Here is a 13,546-nt window from a genome sequence, read left to right as displayed (position 1 = left end):
GTGTGTGAGGTCAGCTCGCTTTGTTCTGGGCCTGGGGGTAGATCTCGCCGGCGCGCAGCAGCTCCAGCACGGTGTCGCGCTTGCGCAGCACGTGCGCCGTGAGCACCTTGCGCATGGCCGCCGCATCGCGCGCGGCCAGCGCCTCGATCATCTGTTCGTGCTCTTCGACCGCGTGCTTCCACTTGGTCTCGTTCTGGTTGGTGCGAAAGCGCAGCGACTGCACGCGCGCATTGATCGAGCGGTAGGTGTTCGACAACACCGGGTTGCCGGCGGCCTCGTTGATGGCGGTGTGGATGCGCGCGTTGATGCGGTAGTAGCCCGACAGGTCGCGCCGCGAGAAGCAGGCCATCATTTCGTAGTGCAGCGCGCGCACCTCGGCCAGTTCTTCGTCGGTGATGCGCTTGGCTGCCAACTCGCCCGACATGCCTTCGAGCATGGCCAGCACCTCGAAGGTGTTGAGCACGTCGGCCTCGGTGAGCTTGACCGCCACCGCGCCGCGGTTGGGCAACAGGTCGACCAGCCCTTCGGCCGCCAGCAGCTTGATGGCCTCGCGAAGCGGCGTGCGCGACACATGCATCTGCAGGCACAGCTCGCGTTCGTTGAGCTTGGCGCCGGGTGCGATGTGCCCTTCGACCAGCAAGGTGCGCAGGCGCGAAGCCACCTGGTCGTGCAGTGCGAGGCGCGAGATTTCGATGATGTCTGCTGTCATGGTTTGTGTCCCTTGAATGCATTTTGAATGCAAAAAAATGGCACCACAAGCCTTTGAATTAAGGGTAAACCATCAAACAAAAATGCATTTTGAATGCAAAACTGAATGCGAAAGGAACGTCCATGCTGCAACTCGACATCCATCCCACCGGCCGCCATTTCCTCCAGATTCCCGGGCCCAGCCCGGTGCCCGACCGCATCCTGCGGGCCATGAGCCTGCCCACCATCGACCACCGCGGGCCCGAGTTCGGCACGCTCGGCCTGAAGGTGCTCGGCGGCATCAAGGAGATCTTCAAGACGAAGCATCCCGTCGCGATCTACCCCGCGTCGGGCACGGGTGCATGGGAGGCCGCGCTCGCCAACACGCTGAGCCCCGGCGACCACGTGCTGATGTACGAGACCGGTCACTTCGCCTCGCTGTGGCAGAAGATGGCCACGCGCCTGGGCCTGTCGACAGAGTTCCTGGCCGCAGGCGGCACCGACGAGCACCTGCCCAACGCGCCGAGCTGGCGCCGTGGCGTGCAGGCCGAACTCATCGAGGCGCGCCTGCGCAAGGACACCGAAAAGAAGATCAAGGCCGTGTGCGTGGTGCACAACGAGACCTCGACCGGCGTCACCTCCGACATCGCCTCGGTGCGCAAGGCCATCGACGCGACCGGCCACCCCGCCCTGCTGATGGTCGACAGCATCTCGGGCCTGGCGAGCGCCGATTTCCGGCACGACGAATGGGGCGTGGACGTGACCATCAGCGGCTCGCAGAAGGGCCTGATGCTGCCGCCGGGCATCAGCTTCAACGCGCTGTCGCCGCGCGCGCTCGAAGTCGCGAAGACCGCGAAGCTGCCGCGCGCCTTCTGGGCCTGGGACGAGATCGTCGAGATGAACAAGGACGGCTACTGGCCCTACACGCCCAACACCAACCTGCTGTATGGCCTGTCGGAATCGCTCGACATGATCCTCGGCGAAGGGCTGGACAACGTGTTCGCGCGCCACCAGCGCTGGGGCGCCGGCGTGCGCGCCGCTGTCAATGCGTGGGGCCTGCCGATCCAGTGCGCCGACCCGGCCGTGTACTCGCCCGTGCTCACCGGCGTGATCACGCCCGTGGGCGTCGACGCCGACGCGCTGCGCCGCCTGATCCACCAGCGCTTCGACCTGTCGCTGGGCACGGGCCTGGGCAAGCTCAAGGGCCGCATGTTCCGCATGGGCCACCTGGGCGACAGCAACGACCTGACGCTGGTGGCGATGGTCGCGGGTGTCGAGATGGGCATGAAGCTCGCGGGCATCAAGCTGGCCGGCAGCGGCGTGCACGCGGCCATGGACCATTTCGCGAGCCATGCCGCGCCCGCGGCGGCGTTGCAGAAGGCTGCCTAGGCACCGCCGGAGCAAACAAACAAACACGCGCGCACGCGCAAGCACGCACACCGGCCGCATCGCGTCGCTCGAACGACGCGGCGGCCCACCTGCCGGGCCTTCAGGCCCGGCACGCATCGGACCCCAACACCACGGAGACAAAGATGATGCAAAGACGTTCCCTCATTCAAGCCGCGGGCGCGGCCGCCGCCACCCTGGGCGTGCCGCGCCTTTTCGCGCAGGAGTGGCCTTCCGGGCCGGTGCGCATCGTGGTGGGCTTTCCACCGGGCGGCGGCACCGATGCGCTGGCGCGCGTGGTCGCGCAGAAGCTCACGCTCATGTGGGGCCAGCAGGTCATCGTCGAGAACAAGGCCGGCGTGGCGGGCGTGCTCGCGGCCGACTACGTGTCGCAGCAGCCCAGCGACGGCAGCACCTTGCTGATGGCCCACATCAACAGCCATGCGCTCGCGCCCAGCCTGCAGCCCAAGCTGCGCTACAACGTGGAGCGCGACTTCGTGCCGATCGTGCTGGTGGGCGTCACGCCGAACCTGCTGATCGCGGGCCCTTCGCAGAAGGCATTGACGGTGAAAGACATCGTGGCCGCCTGCAAGGCCGCGCCCGGCACCGTGAGCTTCGGCTCGGCCGGCGCCGGTTCCGCGCAGCATCTGGCCCTGGAGATGTTCAAGTTGCAAGGCGGCATCGACGCCTTGCACGTGCCCTACAAGGGCAGCGGCCCGTTGCTGGCCGACCTGATGGGCGGGCAGATCCAATACAGCTTCGAGACCATGACGGCCGCCACGCCGCATGTGAAGAACGGCCGCGTGCTGGCCATCGCGCAGACGCGCACCAAGCGCGCGAAGGGCCACCCGAACGTGCCGACGATGCAGGAACAGGGCTTCCAGGGTTTCGAGGCCACCACGTGGTACGGACTGGCCGGCCCCGGCAAGCTGCCACCGGCGATTGCACAGAAGGTCAATCGCGACGTGAACACGGTGCTGGCGATGCCCGATGTGCAGGAGCGGCTCGACACCTATGGGGCCGAAGACGGCGGCGGTTCGCAGGACAAGTTCAAGCAGTTCATCAACACCGAGATTGCCAAGTGGGCGAAGGTGGTGAAGGATGGGAAGGTGCACGTCGAGACCTGACGGGACGCTGTTGTTCAGGGCGCGCTCACGCCGAAGGCGGGGGACATTCGCGGAGGGGAGCACCCGGTGCTCTGTGCACGCGCCCCGAATACCCTCTTACGCAAACTGAGAAGATCCGACAGATGACCCCTTCACAGACAGCTCTCACAGACGCCCTGGTCGCCGCACGCCGCGGTAACCGCACCCTCGACGCCACGCCCTGGACCGACACGCTGGGCAACGACACCCAGGCCTACGAAGTGCAGGACGCCGTCGCCGCCGCACTCGGCTGGTTCGGCGCAACCGCCCTGCCCCGCACCTGGAAATCCGGCGGCGGCTCGCGCAGCGCAACGCTCACGCTCACGCATGCGCCGCTGCCGCCCGCCGGCGTGCGGCAAAGCCCCGCCGACTTCAGCGACCTCGTGTTCCACACACCCGGCATCGAAGCCGAGATCGCGCTGCGACTCGGCAGCGATGTCACGCCCGCGCAGGCCGCCAAGCTCGACCACCCCGATACCGCATCGCTCATCGACGCCATGGCCGTCTCGGTCGAGATCGTCGACGCGCGCTGGCAAGACCTGCCCACCACGCCCGCCCTGCTCCGCCTGGCCGACTCGCAAGTGCACGGCGCCCTGGTGCTTGGCGAATGGCGCCCCTACGCCGCCGTCGACTGGGCCTCGCAACGCTGCGAGACCCAGGTCGGCCATGCAGACACCGTGGTGCGCGTCGGCACGCATCCGCTGTCGGACCCGGCGTGGCTGCTGCCGATCTGGCTGCGCCACCTCACGCGCCACGGCCAGACCGTGCCGGCCGGCACCGTCGTCACCACGGGCTCGTGGGTCGGCGTGCTGCCCTGCCGCCGTGGCGATCAGGTGACGGCGGAATTCCCCGGCATCGGCGCCGTGCGCTTGAGCGTGTAGCGCCCTCCACCCACGCCCGAACAGGCCACCAGGAAGTCGAGCACCGCGCGCACCCGCGCCGGCAGCGTGCCGGCCTTGCCGATGTACACCGCGTGGATCGGCTCGATCTCGCCGGGGTTGAACTCCTCGAGCAAGGGCACCAGCCGCCCCGCGTCGATGTCGTGCTGCACGTGGTACAGCGACAGCCGCGCCACACCCGCGCCCGCGATGGCCAGGTGGCGCAACGTCTCGCCGTCGGCCGCGCGCACCGGGCCGACCACCGGCAGCGCGATCATCCGGCCGTCGATGCGCAACGGCCAGTCGGGCGCGTTGCGCCGGTAGGTCCAGCCCAGGCGGTTGTGTGCCTCCAGCTCCTGCGGCGTGCGCGGCGTGCCGTACTTCGCCAGGTAGGCCGGCGCGGCCACGATGGCCTGGCTCGTTTCACCCAGCCGCCGTGCCACCAGGTCGGACGACGGCAATTGGCCCCAGCGGATCGCGATGTCGGCGCGCTCGTCCATCAGGTCGACGATGCGGTCCGTGAGCGCGATGTCGAGCGTGATCTCCGGATGCATCTCGAGCAGGCGCGGCACCAGCGGCACCAGCTTGTGCTGCCCGAAAGACACGCTGGCGTTGATGCTCACGCGCCCGCGTGGCGCGGCACCGGCGGCCGCGCAACGCTCGGCCTCGTCCATGTCGGCCAGCACGCGGGTGCTGCGCTCGTAGAACTGCGTGCCCTCGGGCGTGAGCTGCAGCTTGCGCGTGGAACGGTGCACGAGCTGGATGCCCAACCGCAGTTCGAGCCGCGCGACCAGCTTGCTCACGGCCGAAGGCGTCATGCCCAGCTGGCGCGCGGCCGCCGAGAAGCCGCCCGATTCGACCACCTGCACGAAGGCTTCCATTTCGCCGGAGCGGTTGACGTCGATGCGGGGCATACGCTCTTTCTGTGAGTTCAACTCACAAGTGCTTGTCTTTGCGGCATTCTAGTCATCGAAGGCGAATGTCCGCACAGTACATGGCATCATGCCCATCGCTCTTCTTGCCCTCACCGCCGGTGCCTTCGGAATAGGCACCACCGAGTTCGTCATCATGGGCCTGCTGATGCAGGTCTCGACGGATCTTCACGTCACCATCACGGCCGCCGGCCTGCTGATCTCGGGCTATGCGCTCGGGGTCGCGGTCGGTGCTCCCGTGCTCACCATCGCCACGCGCAAGCTGCCGCGCAAGACCGTGCTGCTCGCGCTGATGGCGATCTTCACGCTCGGCAACCTCGCCTGTGCGCTGGCGCCCAACTACGAAATGCTGATGGCCGCGCGCGTGATCACCTCGCTGGCGCACGGCACCTTCTTCGGCGTCGGCTCGGTGGTGGCCACCGGCCTCGTGGCGCCGGAGCGCCGCGCCTCGGCCATCGCGATCATGTTCACCGGCCTGACCGCCGCCACGCTGCTCGGCGTGCCGGCCGGCGCCTGGCTGGGCCTGCAACTGGGCTGGCGCTCGACCTTCTGGGCGGTGACGCTGATCGGCGTGCTAGCCTTCGTGGTGCTCGCGGCCTTCGTGCCCCGCATGAAGGGGGAAGTCAAGCCCGCACCGCTGCGCGAAGAGCTGGCCGTGCTGGCCCGCCCGCAGGTGCTGCTGGGCCTCGCGATGACGGTGCTCGGGTTTGCCGGCGTGTTCGTGGTCTACACCTACATCCAACCCTTGCTGACGCAGATCACCGGCCTGTCGGAGTCGGCCGTGTCGCCGATCCTGCTGGTGTTCGGTGGTGGCCTGGCCATCGGCAACATCCTCGGCGGCAAGCTGGCCGACCGTTCGGTGATGCCCGCCGTGCTCGGCACACTGGTGGCGCTGGCCGTGGTGCTGGGCGCGATGCAGTTCACCATCGGCACGCCATTCACGGCGGTCGTCTTCGTCGGCCTGCTCGGCGTGGCCTCGTTCGCCACCGTGGCACCGATGCAGTTGCGGGTGCTCGAAAAGGCCTCGGGTGCGGGCCAGAACCTCGCGTCGAGCCTCAACATCGCGGCCTTCAACCTGGGCAATGCGCTCGGCGCCTGGGTCGGTGGCGTGGTGATCGACCACGGCCCGGGGCTGCATGCGCTGGGCTGGGTGGCGGCATTGCTGACGCTCGTGGGCCTCGGCATCGCGCTGTGGAGCCGCTCGCTCGACAAGCACGAGGCACGTGCCTCGCTGAGCGATTGCGCTTCGGCGCAGGTCTGAAGCGCCCGCCGCCGGCGCGAGCCTGTTCACTCGTTGGTGCACCGGTGTCCGTGCAAGCCGGGCACTGGCGCCACCGCGTGATAGAACTTCGCCATGACCACCCCGACCACAACGCCCGCGCCAGAAAAGAAAGACCGCCTGGAAGCCTGGCACGACGGCTCGGCCATCTGCCTCATTGCCGTGGGTGCGCACGGTGATCCGCTCGACCTGGGCGAAGGCGAAGTCAGGCGCCTGATCGAACAGCTCGAAGGCTGCCTGCGGCAAGACCGCAAAGCGCCGGAGAACGCGGCACGTGCGCACATCGCCGTGCGCCCGGCCGCTGCGCCAGATGCGCGCACGCTCGCTGCACTGGCGATCCAGGTCTGGCTCGACACCTACGCCACGGACGGTATGAACGACCTGCTCGCAAGCCATGTGCTCGGCGAGTTCACGCCGGCGAAATTTGCCGCATCGATCGAAGACGCCGGCGTTTGCCTGCTCGTTGCGGAGATCGACAGGCACCTCGTCGGCTATGCGCTGGTGCGCTTCGGTGTCGCCCAGCCGCTTGTGGCTTCAACCGATACGGAGCTTTGCACGCTCTATGTCCAGGAGCCTTTCACCGGATGCGGCGTCGGCTCGGCGCTGCTTCGCGAGGTGCGTGCCGCGGTTCGAGAACGCACGGGCATCGATGCGCTGTGGCTGTCGGTCAACGTCAGGAACCGGCGGGCCTGCGACTTCTACGAAAAGCACGGCCTGGTCGAAAAAGGCCGCACCCATTTCATTCTTGGCGAGGGGCGCCACGAGAACCATGTGCTCGCATTGGTCCCGGGAGACAGCCGCGCGGAGCTTCCGCCGGTGCCCTGAACTGAACCGCGCCGGCCGCAGCCCGCGTCAGTGCTTCTCGGTGGCCGGGTCGGCCTGCACCACCCGCATGAAGAACTCGAACCGGTTGCGCCCCTGCGCCTTGGCGTTGTAGAGCGCCGCATCGGCCCGCGCCAGCAGCTCTGCAGCGGTGACGGACGAATCGGCAGCCCGGAGAAACGCAATGCCGACGCTGGTCGTGACCTCGATGCGCTGCCCATCGACCTCGAACGCCGGCGCGTTGATCCGCGCCACGATCTTTTCGGCAACGGCGGCCACGGCCTCCGGCGTGCTCGGGTTCTCAAGCACCAGCACGAACTCGTCGCCCGCGAGCCGAGCCACCATGTCGGTGCCGCGCACGCAACCCAGCAGCCGCCGCGCGTATTCGACCAGCACCGCATCGCCCACCGCGTGGCCTCGCGTGTCGTTGATGCGCTTGAAGTGGTCGATGTCCAGGAACATCAGTGCCAGCGCATGGCCCGTGCGCCGCCCGCGCAGCACCGCGTCGGGCAGGTATTCGTTGAAGGCCAGCCGGTTCGGCAAGCCGGTGAGCGTGTCGAGCCGCGCCAGCTCGATGAGCTTGTGCTCCACCACCTTCAGCGCGGTGATGTCCAGCGCGAGCGAGAAGATGCCGTGCGTCACGCCATCGGCACGGGTGTCGGGCACGTAGATCACCTGCGTGATGCGCTCGAACCCCTTGCGCTGGGTGCGCGCCTCGAACTCCACCCGCTCACCCGCCAGGGCCCGCGCGATCATGGCCTTGCGCGAGAGGTACACATCGGCGCCCGCCACGTCCTGCACGTGGCGCCCCAGCACCTGCGACGGATCGAGCCCCAGCCACTCGCGGCTGGTGGCGTTGGCGAAGGTGATCTTTTCCTCGCGGTCGATGTAGGTGATCAGCGCCGGCATGCTGTTGGTGATGGTGCGCAGGCGCAGCTCGCTCTCGGCCTGGTGCAGCTCGGCCTCTTTCAAGGCCGTGATGTTGAAGGTCATGAGATAGAAACCCAGCACCTCGCCCTGCAGGTTCTTGTCGGGAATCAGGTTGACCTGGAAGTAGCCCTCCTTGCCGTGCATCGGCGCGTGCACCGGAAAGCGCACCTTCTGGCCGCTGAACATCATCGGAAGGTAGGGCTCGTGCTGCGCGTACATCGCGTCGCCCAGCGCCGAGCGCAACGTCAGGCCCTGCAGCGAGCCGTCGCCCACGCCCGCCATCTGCCGCGCCCGGCTGTTGCCGTACAGGCAGTTCTGGTCGCGGTCGAAGTAGCCGACCAGCGCCGGGATGCTGTCGGTCACGTCGCGCACCCGCTTCTCCTGCTCGGTCAGGGCCTTGCGGATATTGACCTCTTCAGTGATGTCGAAGGTCATCGAGAACACGCCCTGCACCACGCCGTCGACGTCGATGTCGGGGATGTAGTGGGCCTTGAAGGTGCGGTTGCCGATGCCGAGCGACGGGTCGCCGGTCTTCTCGAGGATGACGGTCTCGCCGGCCAGCGCGCGCCGGAAATGCGGCTCGACGGTGGCGAAGTCTTTCGCGCCGCGAACCTCGGGCATCGACCGCCCGACCAGCTGCGCGTTCTTGTGCAGCGTTCTCACGTGCGCATTGACGAAGGTGTAGTGCAGCGACGCGTCCACGTGCGACACCATCGCGGGGATGTTGTCGGCGATGGTGCGCACCTGCGCCTCGCTGTGCGCCAGGCTGACTTCGCTGGCGCGCCGCTGCGCCATCAGTTCGTCGAAGGTTCGCGAGAGGTCGCCGATCTCGTCTTGCGTGTAGGTGCGCGGCGCCACCACTTCCGAAGGCGCGTCCTGGGCGAACTGCATGTGGCGGTGCAGGTCGTCCAGCGGCCGCAGCTGGCGCCGCACCACGCCCAGCGCCAGCGCGCCCGCCGACAGCGCGAGCAGCAAAGCCCCGAGCCATGCGCCGCGCTCGATGGCGTCCAGCCGTGCGAAGGCCTCGGCGCGCGGGTACATGGCCCCGACGATCCAGTTCGTCTGCTCGGTGCGGTCGAAGGCATAGAGGCCGGGCACGCCGCCCTCGTCGATGCCCTCGCTCGCGCCCTCGAAACCGGCCATCGCGCGGATGACTTCCGGCGCACCGCCACCTTCCGCCCGGATGTGGTTCAGGATGCGCGAGGCATGCGGGTGATCGACCACGATGCCGTCGGTGGTCGTGATGAACAGGTAGCCCGTCTTGCCGAACCGGACATCGGCCAGCTTGCCCAGGATGCTGCGGTCTTTCAGGTTGATGGCGCCGGAGATCACGAACCGCACCTGCCCCGCGCTGTCGAGCACCGGCTCGGTGATGGCGACCTGCGCCAACCCGTTCAGGCGGTTGCGGTACGGCTGCGAAATGACGCCGGCCTTCGAGGCCACCGTCTGCTGGAAGTACGCGCGGTCTTTGAGGTTGACGCTGCCGATCTGCTGTGCGCCGTTCTGGTTGGCCACCAGATTGCCGTCGGTGTCGATGAAAGCCACGTTGTCGAAGGCCTGCTTCAGCGCGGGGTGCTTTTCCAGGAATTCCTGCAGCGGCGCGGCGTTCTCGAAGCCCTGCGTTTCCACGCTGTCGCCAAAGGTCTGCAGCAATATCCGGCGGCTGCTGAACTTCTGGTCGATGGCGTCCGCGATGGCCGATACGCGTGCCACCTGCTCGTCGGCGATCGACGCGCGCATGCGGCTCTTGACCAGATGCAGCGCGACGGTGGCAATGGCGAAGGTGGCCGTCAGCACGACCGCCGCGACGCCCAGGCTCAGGCGCGTGTGCAAACCGATGCGGAATTTCGAGGGAGCCGATGGATTCATCGATGTCGTTGAAGCGGCCGGGCCGCCATCTTCTCCGATTTCGTCGTCAAGGTCCGTCTGAATATACGAGCTTGCGATCGGTGTCTGCACCGGCCTTGCATGCCGCCGTGCCGGCAAGCTCGTCGACGAGGCGATCGACGGCGGCTTCGGCCTTGCGCATCGACTGCGCCAGTTGCTCGCCGCCGAATTCGTCCGACTCCACCGCCGCCTCGAAGACGTCGGTGATGCCGATGTAGCCGAGCGCCGAGCGCACGCTGTTCTCGGTGTGGTTGAGGTGCGCGATGCGCCCGCCCGCGTCGTAGCCGTGGTCGCCGCGCGCACCCAGCAGCACCGCGCGCTTGCCCGCCTCCGCCAGCAACGGCCAGTAAGGCACGGCGCCGCGCGAACGATCGAAGCCGAAGGTGCGGCCCACGCGCACGATGTTGTCGATCCAGGCCTTGAACTGCGCGGGCGCGCTGAAGTTGTACATCGGCAGGCCGACCACGACGACGTCGGCGGCGATGAGCTGGTCGACCAGCCGGTCACTCTCGGCGAGCACATCGGCCATCCACGGCTCGCGCGCGGCCGGCGGCGTGAAGGCCGCGTGAATCCAACGGCCGTTGACGTGCGCGGGCGGTTGCTGCCCGACGTCGAGGTAGTCGATGCGGTCGTCCGGCCGCGCCTTGCGCCAGCGCTCGACGAAGCGCGCGGAAAGCCGGCGCGTGTGCGAGCCGTGCGCGTCGGTGTCGGAACGGCCCGGACGGGCGCTGGCGTCGATGTGAAGAAGGTTCAAAGTCATGAGCGTCTTGATGAGTGAGTTGATCTATTCTGTGCCGCGCTGTCAGAATGACTGCGCAGGCCTTGAATCTAGAGACGCTTCGAGGCATTCACAAACGATAATTTTTCCTCTCATGAACGAGATTGGCTCATCTGTCCGGCAACCTCGCCGATTGCCGCCACTGCTGGCGCTGCGCGCCTTCGAGGCCGCGGCGGCGCACCTGAGCTTTCAGCGCGCGGCACTCGAGCTGTCGGTCACGCCCTCGGCCATCAGCCACCAGGTGCGTGCGCTCGAAGACACGCTGGGCCAGCCGTTGTTTCGCCGTCTCACGCGTCAGCTCGCGCTGACGCCCGCGGGCCAACGGCTGTTCGACGACCTGCGCACGGGCTTCGACGTGCTCGAAGCCGGTGTCGACAAATTGCGCCGCCCTGCGGCATCGCAGGCCGTCACGCTGACCACCAACACCGCATTCGCCGCGCGATGGGTGCTGCCGCGCATGGCGGCCTTTCGCGAGGCCTGCCCTGGCATCGAGCTGCGGCTGCATGCGAGCGACACGTCGGTCGACCTTGCGCGCGGCGATGCCGACATCGCGGTGCGCATGGGCAGCGGCAACTGGCCCGGCCTCGTGTCGCGCGAGCTGATGTCCGAACGCTACGCGCCGCTGTGCAGCCCGATGCTGGGCCTGCGGCGCGTGGCCGATCTTCCGAAGCACCAGTTGATCCATTGCGACTGGCAGCCGCAAGCAACGGCGCCGGCCGTCTGGCCGCGCTGGTTTCGCAAGGCCGGCATCGCACCGCCAAGGGGACGGGCGATGAAGGCCTCGGGCCTGTCTTTTTCAGACGAGACGCATGCGATGCTCGCCGCGCTCGGCGGACACGGCGTGGCATTGCTGAGCCTCACGCTCGCGGCCGAGGAAGTGCGCAGCGGCGCGCTGGTGCAACCCTTCGGGCCTGCGCTTGAAACGGGCAGCTACTTTCTGGCCACCGCGAACGGACGCGAGAACGAACCCGCGATTCGCGCCGTGTGGGATTGGATTGCGACGCAGGCTGGGGCACCCGAGACACACAACGGTTGATGTGCACCGACAGGTCGCACCGACCCACTGGAGAAAGCGCACGCGAAAAAGCCTCCCGAAGGAGGCTTGGCCTCGAGTCCGTTGAACCGGAGCACCCGGTGCGTCAGCGCGTCGTCTTGCTCAAGAGCGTCGGCACGACATACCCGTCGCGGTACACGGCTTCGATGGTGCCGTCCACGGCATCGGCGGAATGCGCCGCCACGAATTTTTCGTCCCCCTGCCGGTAGACCACGATGGTGCAGGCCGAGCGCTTGCTGAGAATGCGGGCAACGCCTGTGGCCTGGCGCAGGGTCGGGTACGTCTCCATGGAGATCCTTGTCTGTCTTGTTGTTCCGCGGGTGGCAGTATGGAAGTGCGCGAGAGGGTCCGGGCATTTTTCAGGCCCAGCTCTATAACCTTTGGATTACAACAAATACGAGGCCGGCTTGCCACCCTTTTGCAACGGCTCAGGCCGCCGCGCCAAGGTGCTCGTAGAGGATGAGGAAGCCGATCCCGATCAGCACCACCCCGCCGACGATCTCCGCGCGCTTGCCGATCACCGCGCCCACCACGCGCCCGATCATCACGCCGATGGTCACCATGGCCATGGTGGCCAGGCCGATGGCCAGCGCGGTCCAGGCGATGTTCACGTTGATGAAGGCCAGGCCCACGCCCACAGCCATCGCATCGATGCTGGTGGCAAAGCCGGTGATGGCCAGCGTCCAGAAGGAATTGCGACTGGGCTTGTCTTCCACCGCATCGGGCGCGCCGAAGCCTGCCCAGATCATTCGCAGGCCAAGCACGCTGAGCAGCGTGACCGCGATCCAGTGGTCCCACTGGGCGACGTAGCTGGCGGCGGCCAGGCCGGCCGCCCAGCCGATGACGGGCGTCAAGGCCTCGATGACGCCGAAGATGAGGCCCGTGCGCAAGGCCTCGCGCCAGGAAGGTTTGCGAAGCGCCGCGCCTTTGCCGACGGCAGCGGCGAAGGCATCCGTCGACATGGCGAATGCAAGAAGAATCGTGGAAGCGATGTTCATGGTTGGAAGTAGCAAGAAAGGCCGGTTCAAGACGCCGCGGCACACGAACCCGCCGGCCAATGCCGTGTTCATGCACCACTGGTCTCGCCAACCTGTCGGTTGCTCACGCCACGGTTCGCAAGGTGCGAATCGAGTATGTTGACGTGAACGCTTCCGAAGTCCGGAAGCCGGCTACTCCCCAAGGGAGCAGCGATTCTAAGGGCCCACCCGCAACGCCCCGCCCTGTTGTCCCCGGACGCCGAGGGGTTCCTGGCTTGCGCTCTTCCGCTTGCTCAGGGCTGTTTTCCGTACTGCGCGTCGCTGACTTTTTCCATCCAGTCGACCGCCTTGCCGTTCTCCTGCTCGGTGATCGCGATGTGCGTCATGGCCGTGGTGGGCGATGCGCCGTGCCAGTGCTTCTGGCCCGCCGGAATCCAGACCACGTCGCCCGGACGGATCTCCTGCACCGGATCGCCCCAGCGCTGAACCAGGCCGAAGCCCGCGGTGACGATCAGCGTCTGCCCGATCGGGTGCGTGTGCCATGCGGTGCGCGCGCCGGGCTCGAAGGTCACGTACGCACCGGTCGTGCGCGCGGGCGCCTTCGGCTGCAGAAAGAGCGGATCGACCCGCACGGTGCCGGTGAAATAGTCGGCCGGCCCCTTGGCCGACGCCTGCGAACCGTTGCGCGCAATCTGCAGGCCGTCGTTGTCGGGCTGCGCCAGCGCGGACGCCGCCATGGAAAGGGAAACGGCGGTCAGTGCGATGGATTTCATCGGATGGTCGTGTGAAGA

Annotated in this window: 13 protein-coding genes; 6 read left to right on the top strand and 7 right to left on the bottom strand. The window is 67.4% G+C overall.

The window, feature by feature from the left end; translation table 11 throughout:
• Positions 1-10: 10 nt before the first annotated feature.
• On the bottom strand, positions 11-709 hold the full coding sequence (locus ACGLHS_RS16030; protein ID WP_093240234.1) for a GntR family transcriptional regulator: 699 nt from the start codon (positions 707-709) through the stop codon (positions 11-13).
• 122 nt (positions 710-831) lie between these two features.
• On the opposite strand from ACGLHS_RS16030, the gene ACGLHS_RS16025 reads away from it, so the two are divergent.
• The 3 genes from ACGLHS_RS16025 (at position 832) to ACGLHS_RS16015 (ending at position 4,099) form a co-directional block, all read left to right on the top strand.
• On the top strand, positions 832-2,076 hold the full coding sequence (locus ACGLHS_RS16025; RefSeq protein WP_394481107.1) for a pyridoxal-phosphate-dependent aminotransferase family protein: 1,245 nt from the start codon (positions 832-834) through the stop codon (positions 2,074-2,076).
• A 146-nt stretch (positions 2,077-2,222) separates the two neighbouring features.
• Entirely contained in the window at positions 2,223-3,200 is a 978-nt protein-coding gene (locus ACGLHS_RS16020; protein WP_394481105.1) for a Bug family tripartite tricarboxylate transporter substrate binding protein, read from the top strand.
• Positions 3,201-3,322: 122 nt separating this feature from the next.
• The gene (locus ACGLHS_RS16015; protein ID WP_394481103.1) at positions 3,323-4,099 is read left to right on the top strand and encodes a fumarylacetoacetate hydrolase family protein; all 777 of its coding nucleotides are present in this window, start codon (positions 3,323-3,325) and stop codon (positions 4,097-4,099) included.
• Here the strand turns inward: ACGLHS_RS16015 and ACGLHS_RS16010 are convergent.
• Positions 4,048-5,010 carry a LysR substrate-binding domain-containing protein gene (locus tag ACGLHS_RS16010; RefSeq protein ID WP_394481101.1) on the bottom strand — a complete coding sequence of 321 codons (963 nt, stop codon included), beginning with the start codon at positions 5,008-5,010 and terminating at the stop codon, positions 4,048-4,050. The two genes, ACGLHS_RS16015 and ACGLHS_RS16010, sit on opposite strands and share 52 nt — an antisense overlap.
• An 88-nt stretch (positions 5,011-5,098) precedes the next feature.
• Here ACGLHS_RS16010 and ACGLHS_RS16005 point away from each other — a divergent pair, with 88 nt between their 5' ends.
• Complete coding sequence (locus tag ACGLHS_RS16005; protein ID WP_394481099.1) at positions 5,099-6,289, top strand: MFS transporter; 1,191 nt, start codon at positions 5,099-5,101, stop codon at positions 6,287-6,289.
• 93 nt (positions 6,290-6,382) lie between these two features.
• Positions 6,383-7,132: a GNAT family N-acetyltransferase gene (locus tag ACGLHS_RS16000; protein ID WP_394481097.1), complete on the top strand. Its 750-nt coding sequence runs from the start codon at positions 6,383-6,385 to the stop codon at positions 7,130-7,132.
• A gap of 27 nt (positions 7,133-7,159) precedes the next feature.
• Here ACGLHS_RS16000 and ACGLHS_RS15995 read toward each other — a convergent pair whose 3' ends face one another.
• Both ACGLHS_RS15995 and ACGLHS_RS15990 read right to left on the bottom strand, forming a co-directional pair.
• Positions 7,160-9,928: a diguanylate cyclase domain-containing protein gene (locus ACGLHS_RS15995; protein WP_394481095.1), complete on the bottom strand. Its 2,769-nt coding sequence runs from the start codon at positions 9,926-9,928 to the stop codon at positions 7,160-7,162.
• Positions 9,929-9,974: 46 nt separating this feature from the next.
• Entirely contained in the window at positions 9,975-10,706 is a 732-nt protein-coding gene (locus tag ACGLHS_RS15990; RefSeq protein ID WP_394481093.1) for an FMN-dependent NADH-azoreductase, read from the bottom strand.
• A gap of 112 nt (positions 10,707-10,818) precedes the next feature.
• Between ACGLHS_RS15990 and ACGLHS_RS15985 the strand changes: the two genes are divergently transcribed.
• Positions 10,819-11,760 carry a LysR substrate-binding domain-containing protein gene (locus ACGLHS_RS15985; protein WP_394481091.1) on the top strand — a complete coding sequence of 314 codons (942 nt, stop codon included), beginning with the start codon at positions 10,819-10,821 and terminating at the stop codon, positions 11,758-11,760.
• A gap of 103 nt (positions 11,761-11,863) precedes the next feature.
• On the opposite strand, the gene ACGLHS_RS15980 is transcribed toward ACGLHS_RS15985, so the two are convergent.
• The 3 genes from ACGLHS_RS15980 to ACGLHS_RS15970 form a co-directional block, all read right to left on the bottom strand.
• The gene (locus ACGLHS_RS15980; protein WP_093240259.1) at positions 11,864-12,067 is read right to left on the bottom strand and encodes a hypothetical protein; all 204 of its coding nucleotides are present in this window, start codon (positions 12,065-12,067) and stop codon (positions 11,864-11,866) included.
• A 139-nt stretch (positions 12,068-12,206) separates the two neighbouring features.
• Positions 12,207-12,776: a manganese efflux pump MntP gene (mntP, locus tag ACGLHS_RS15975; RefSeq protein WP_394481088.1), complete on the bottom strand. Its 570-nt coding sequence runs from the start codon at positions 12,774-12,776 to the stop codon at positions 12,207-12,209.
• A gap of 272 nt (positions 12,777-13,048) precedes the next feature.
• Complete coding sequence (locus ACGLHS_RS15970) at positions 13,049-13,528, bottom strand: cupin domain-containing protein (protein ID WP_394481086.1); 480 nt, start codon at positions 13,526-13,528, stop codon at positions 13,049-13,051.
• Between the last annotated feature and the right edge of the window lie 18 nt (positions 13,529-13,546).

This window comes from Variovorax sp. VaC1 (assembly GCF_043658315.1).
Classification (GTDB): Bacteria; Pseudomonadota; Gammaproteobacteria; order Burkholderiales; family Burkholderiaceae_C; genus Variovorax.
This window is presented reverse-complemented; position numbering and strand designations above follow the sequence as displayed.

Bases quoted from the DNA above. Each gene is read 5' to 3' on its own strand.
- ACGLHS_RS16030 (WP_093240234.1), bottom strand. From the start codon at position 709: ATGACAGCAGACATCATCGAAATCTCGCGCCTCGCACTGCACGACCAG.
- ACGLHS_RS16000 (WP_394481097.1), top strand. From the start codon at position 6,383: ATGACCACCCCGACCACAACGCCCGCGCCAGAAAAGAAAGACCGCCTG.
- mntP (WP_394481088.1), bottom strand. From the start codon at position 12,776: ATGAACATCGCTTCCACGATTCTTCTTGCATTCGCCATGTCGACGGAT.
- ACGLHS_RS16020 (WP_394481105.1), top strand. From the start codon at position 2,223: ATGCAAAGACGTTCCCTCATTCAAGCCGCGGGCGCGGCCGCCGCCACC.
- ACGLHS_RS16010 (WP_394481101.1), bottom strand. From the start codon at position 5,010: ATGCCCCGCATCGACGTCAACCGCTCCGGCGAAATGGAAGCCTTCGTG.
- ACGLHS_RS16005 (WP_394481099.1), top strand. From the start codon at position 5,099: ATGCCCATCGCTCTTCTTGCCCTCACCGCCGGTGCCTTCGGAATAGGC.
- ACGLHS_RS15980 (WP_093240259.1), bottom strand. From the start codon at position 12,067: ATGGAGACGTACCCGACCCTGCGCCAGGCCACAGGCGTTGCCCGCATT.
- ACGLHS_RS15995 (WP_394481095.1), bottom strand. From the start codon at position 9,928: ATGAATCCATCGGCTCCCTCGAAATTCCGCATCGGTTTGCACACGCGC.
- ACGLHS_RS16015 (WP_394481103.1), top strand. From the start codon at position 3,323: ATGACCCCTTCACAGACAGCTCTCACAGACGCCCTGGTCGCCGCACGC.
- ACGLHS_RS15970 (WP_394481086.1), bottom strand. From the start codon at position 13,528: ATGAAATCCATCGCACTGACCGCCGTTTCCCTTTCCATGGCGGCGTCC.
- ACGLHS_RS15985 (WP_394481091.1), top strand. From the start codon at position 10,819: ATGAACGAGATTGGCTCATCTGTCCGGCAACCTCGCCGATTGCCGCCA.
- ACGLHS_RS16025 (WP_394481107.1), top strand. From the start codon at position 832: ATGCTGCAACTCGACATCCATCCCACCGGCCGCCATTTCCTCCAGATT.
- ACGLHS_RS15990 (WP_394481093.1), bottom strand. From the start codon at position 10,706: ATGACTTTGAACCTTCTTCACATCGACGCCAGCGCCCGTCCGGGCCGT.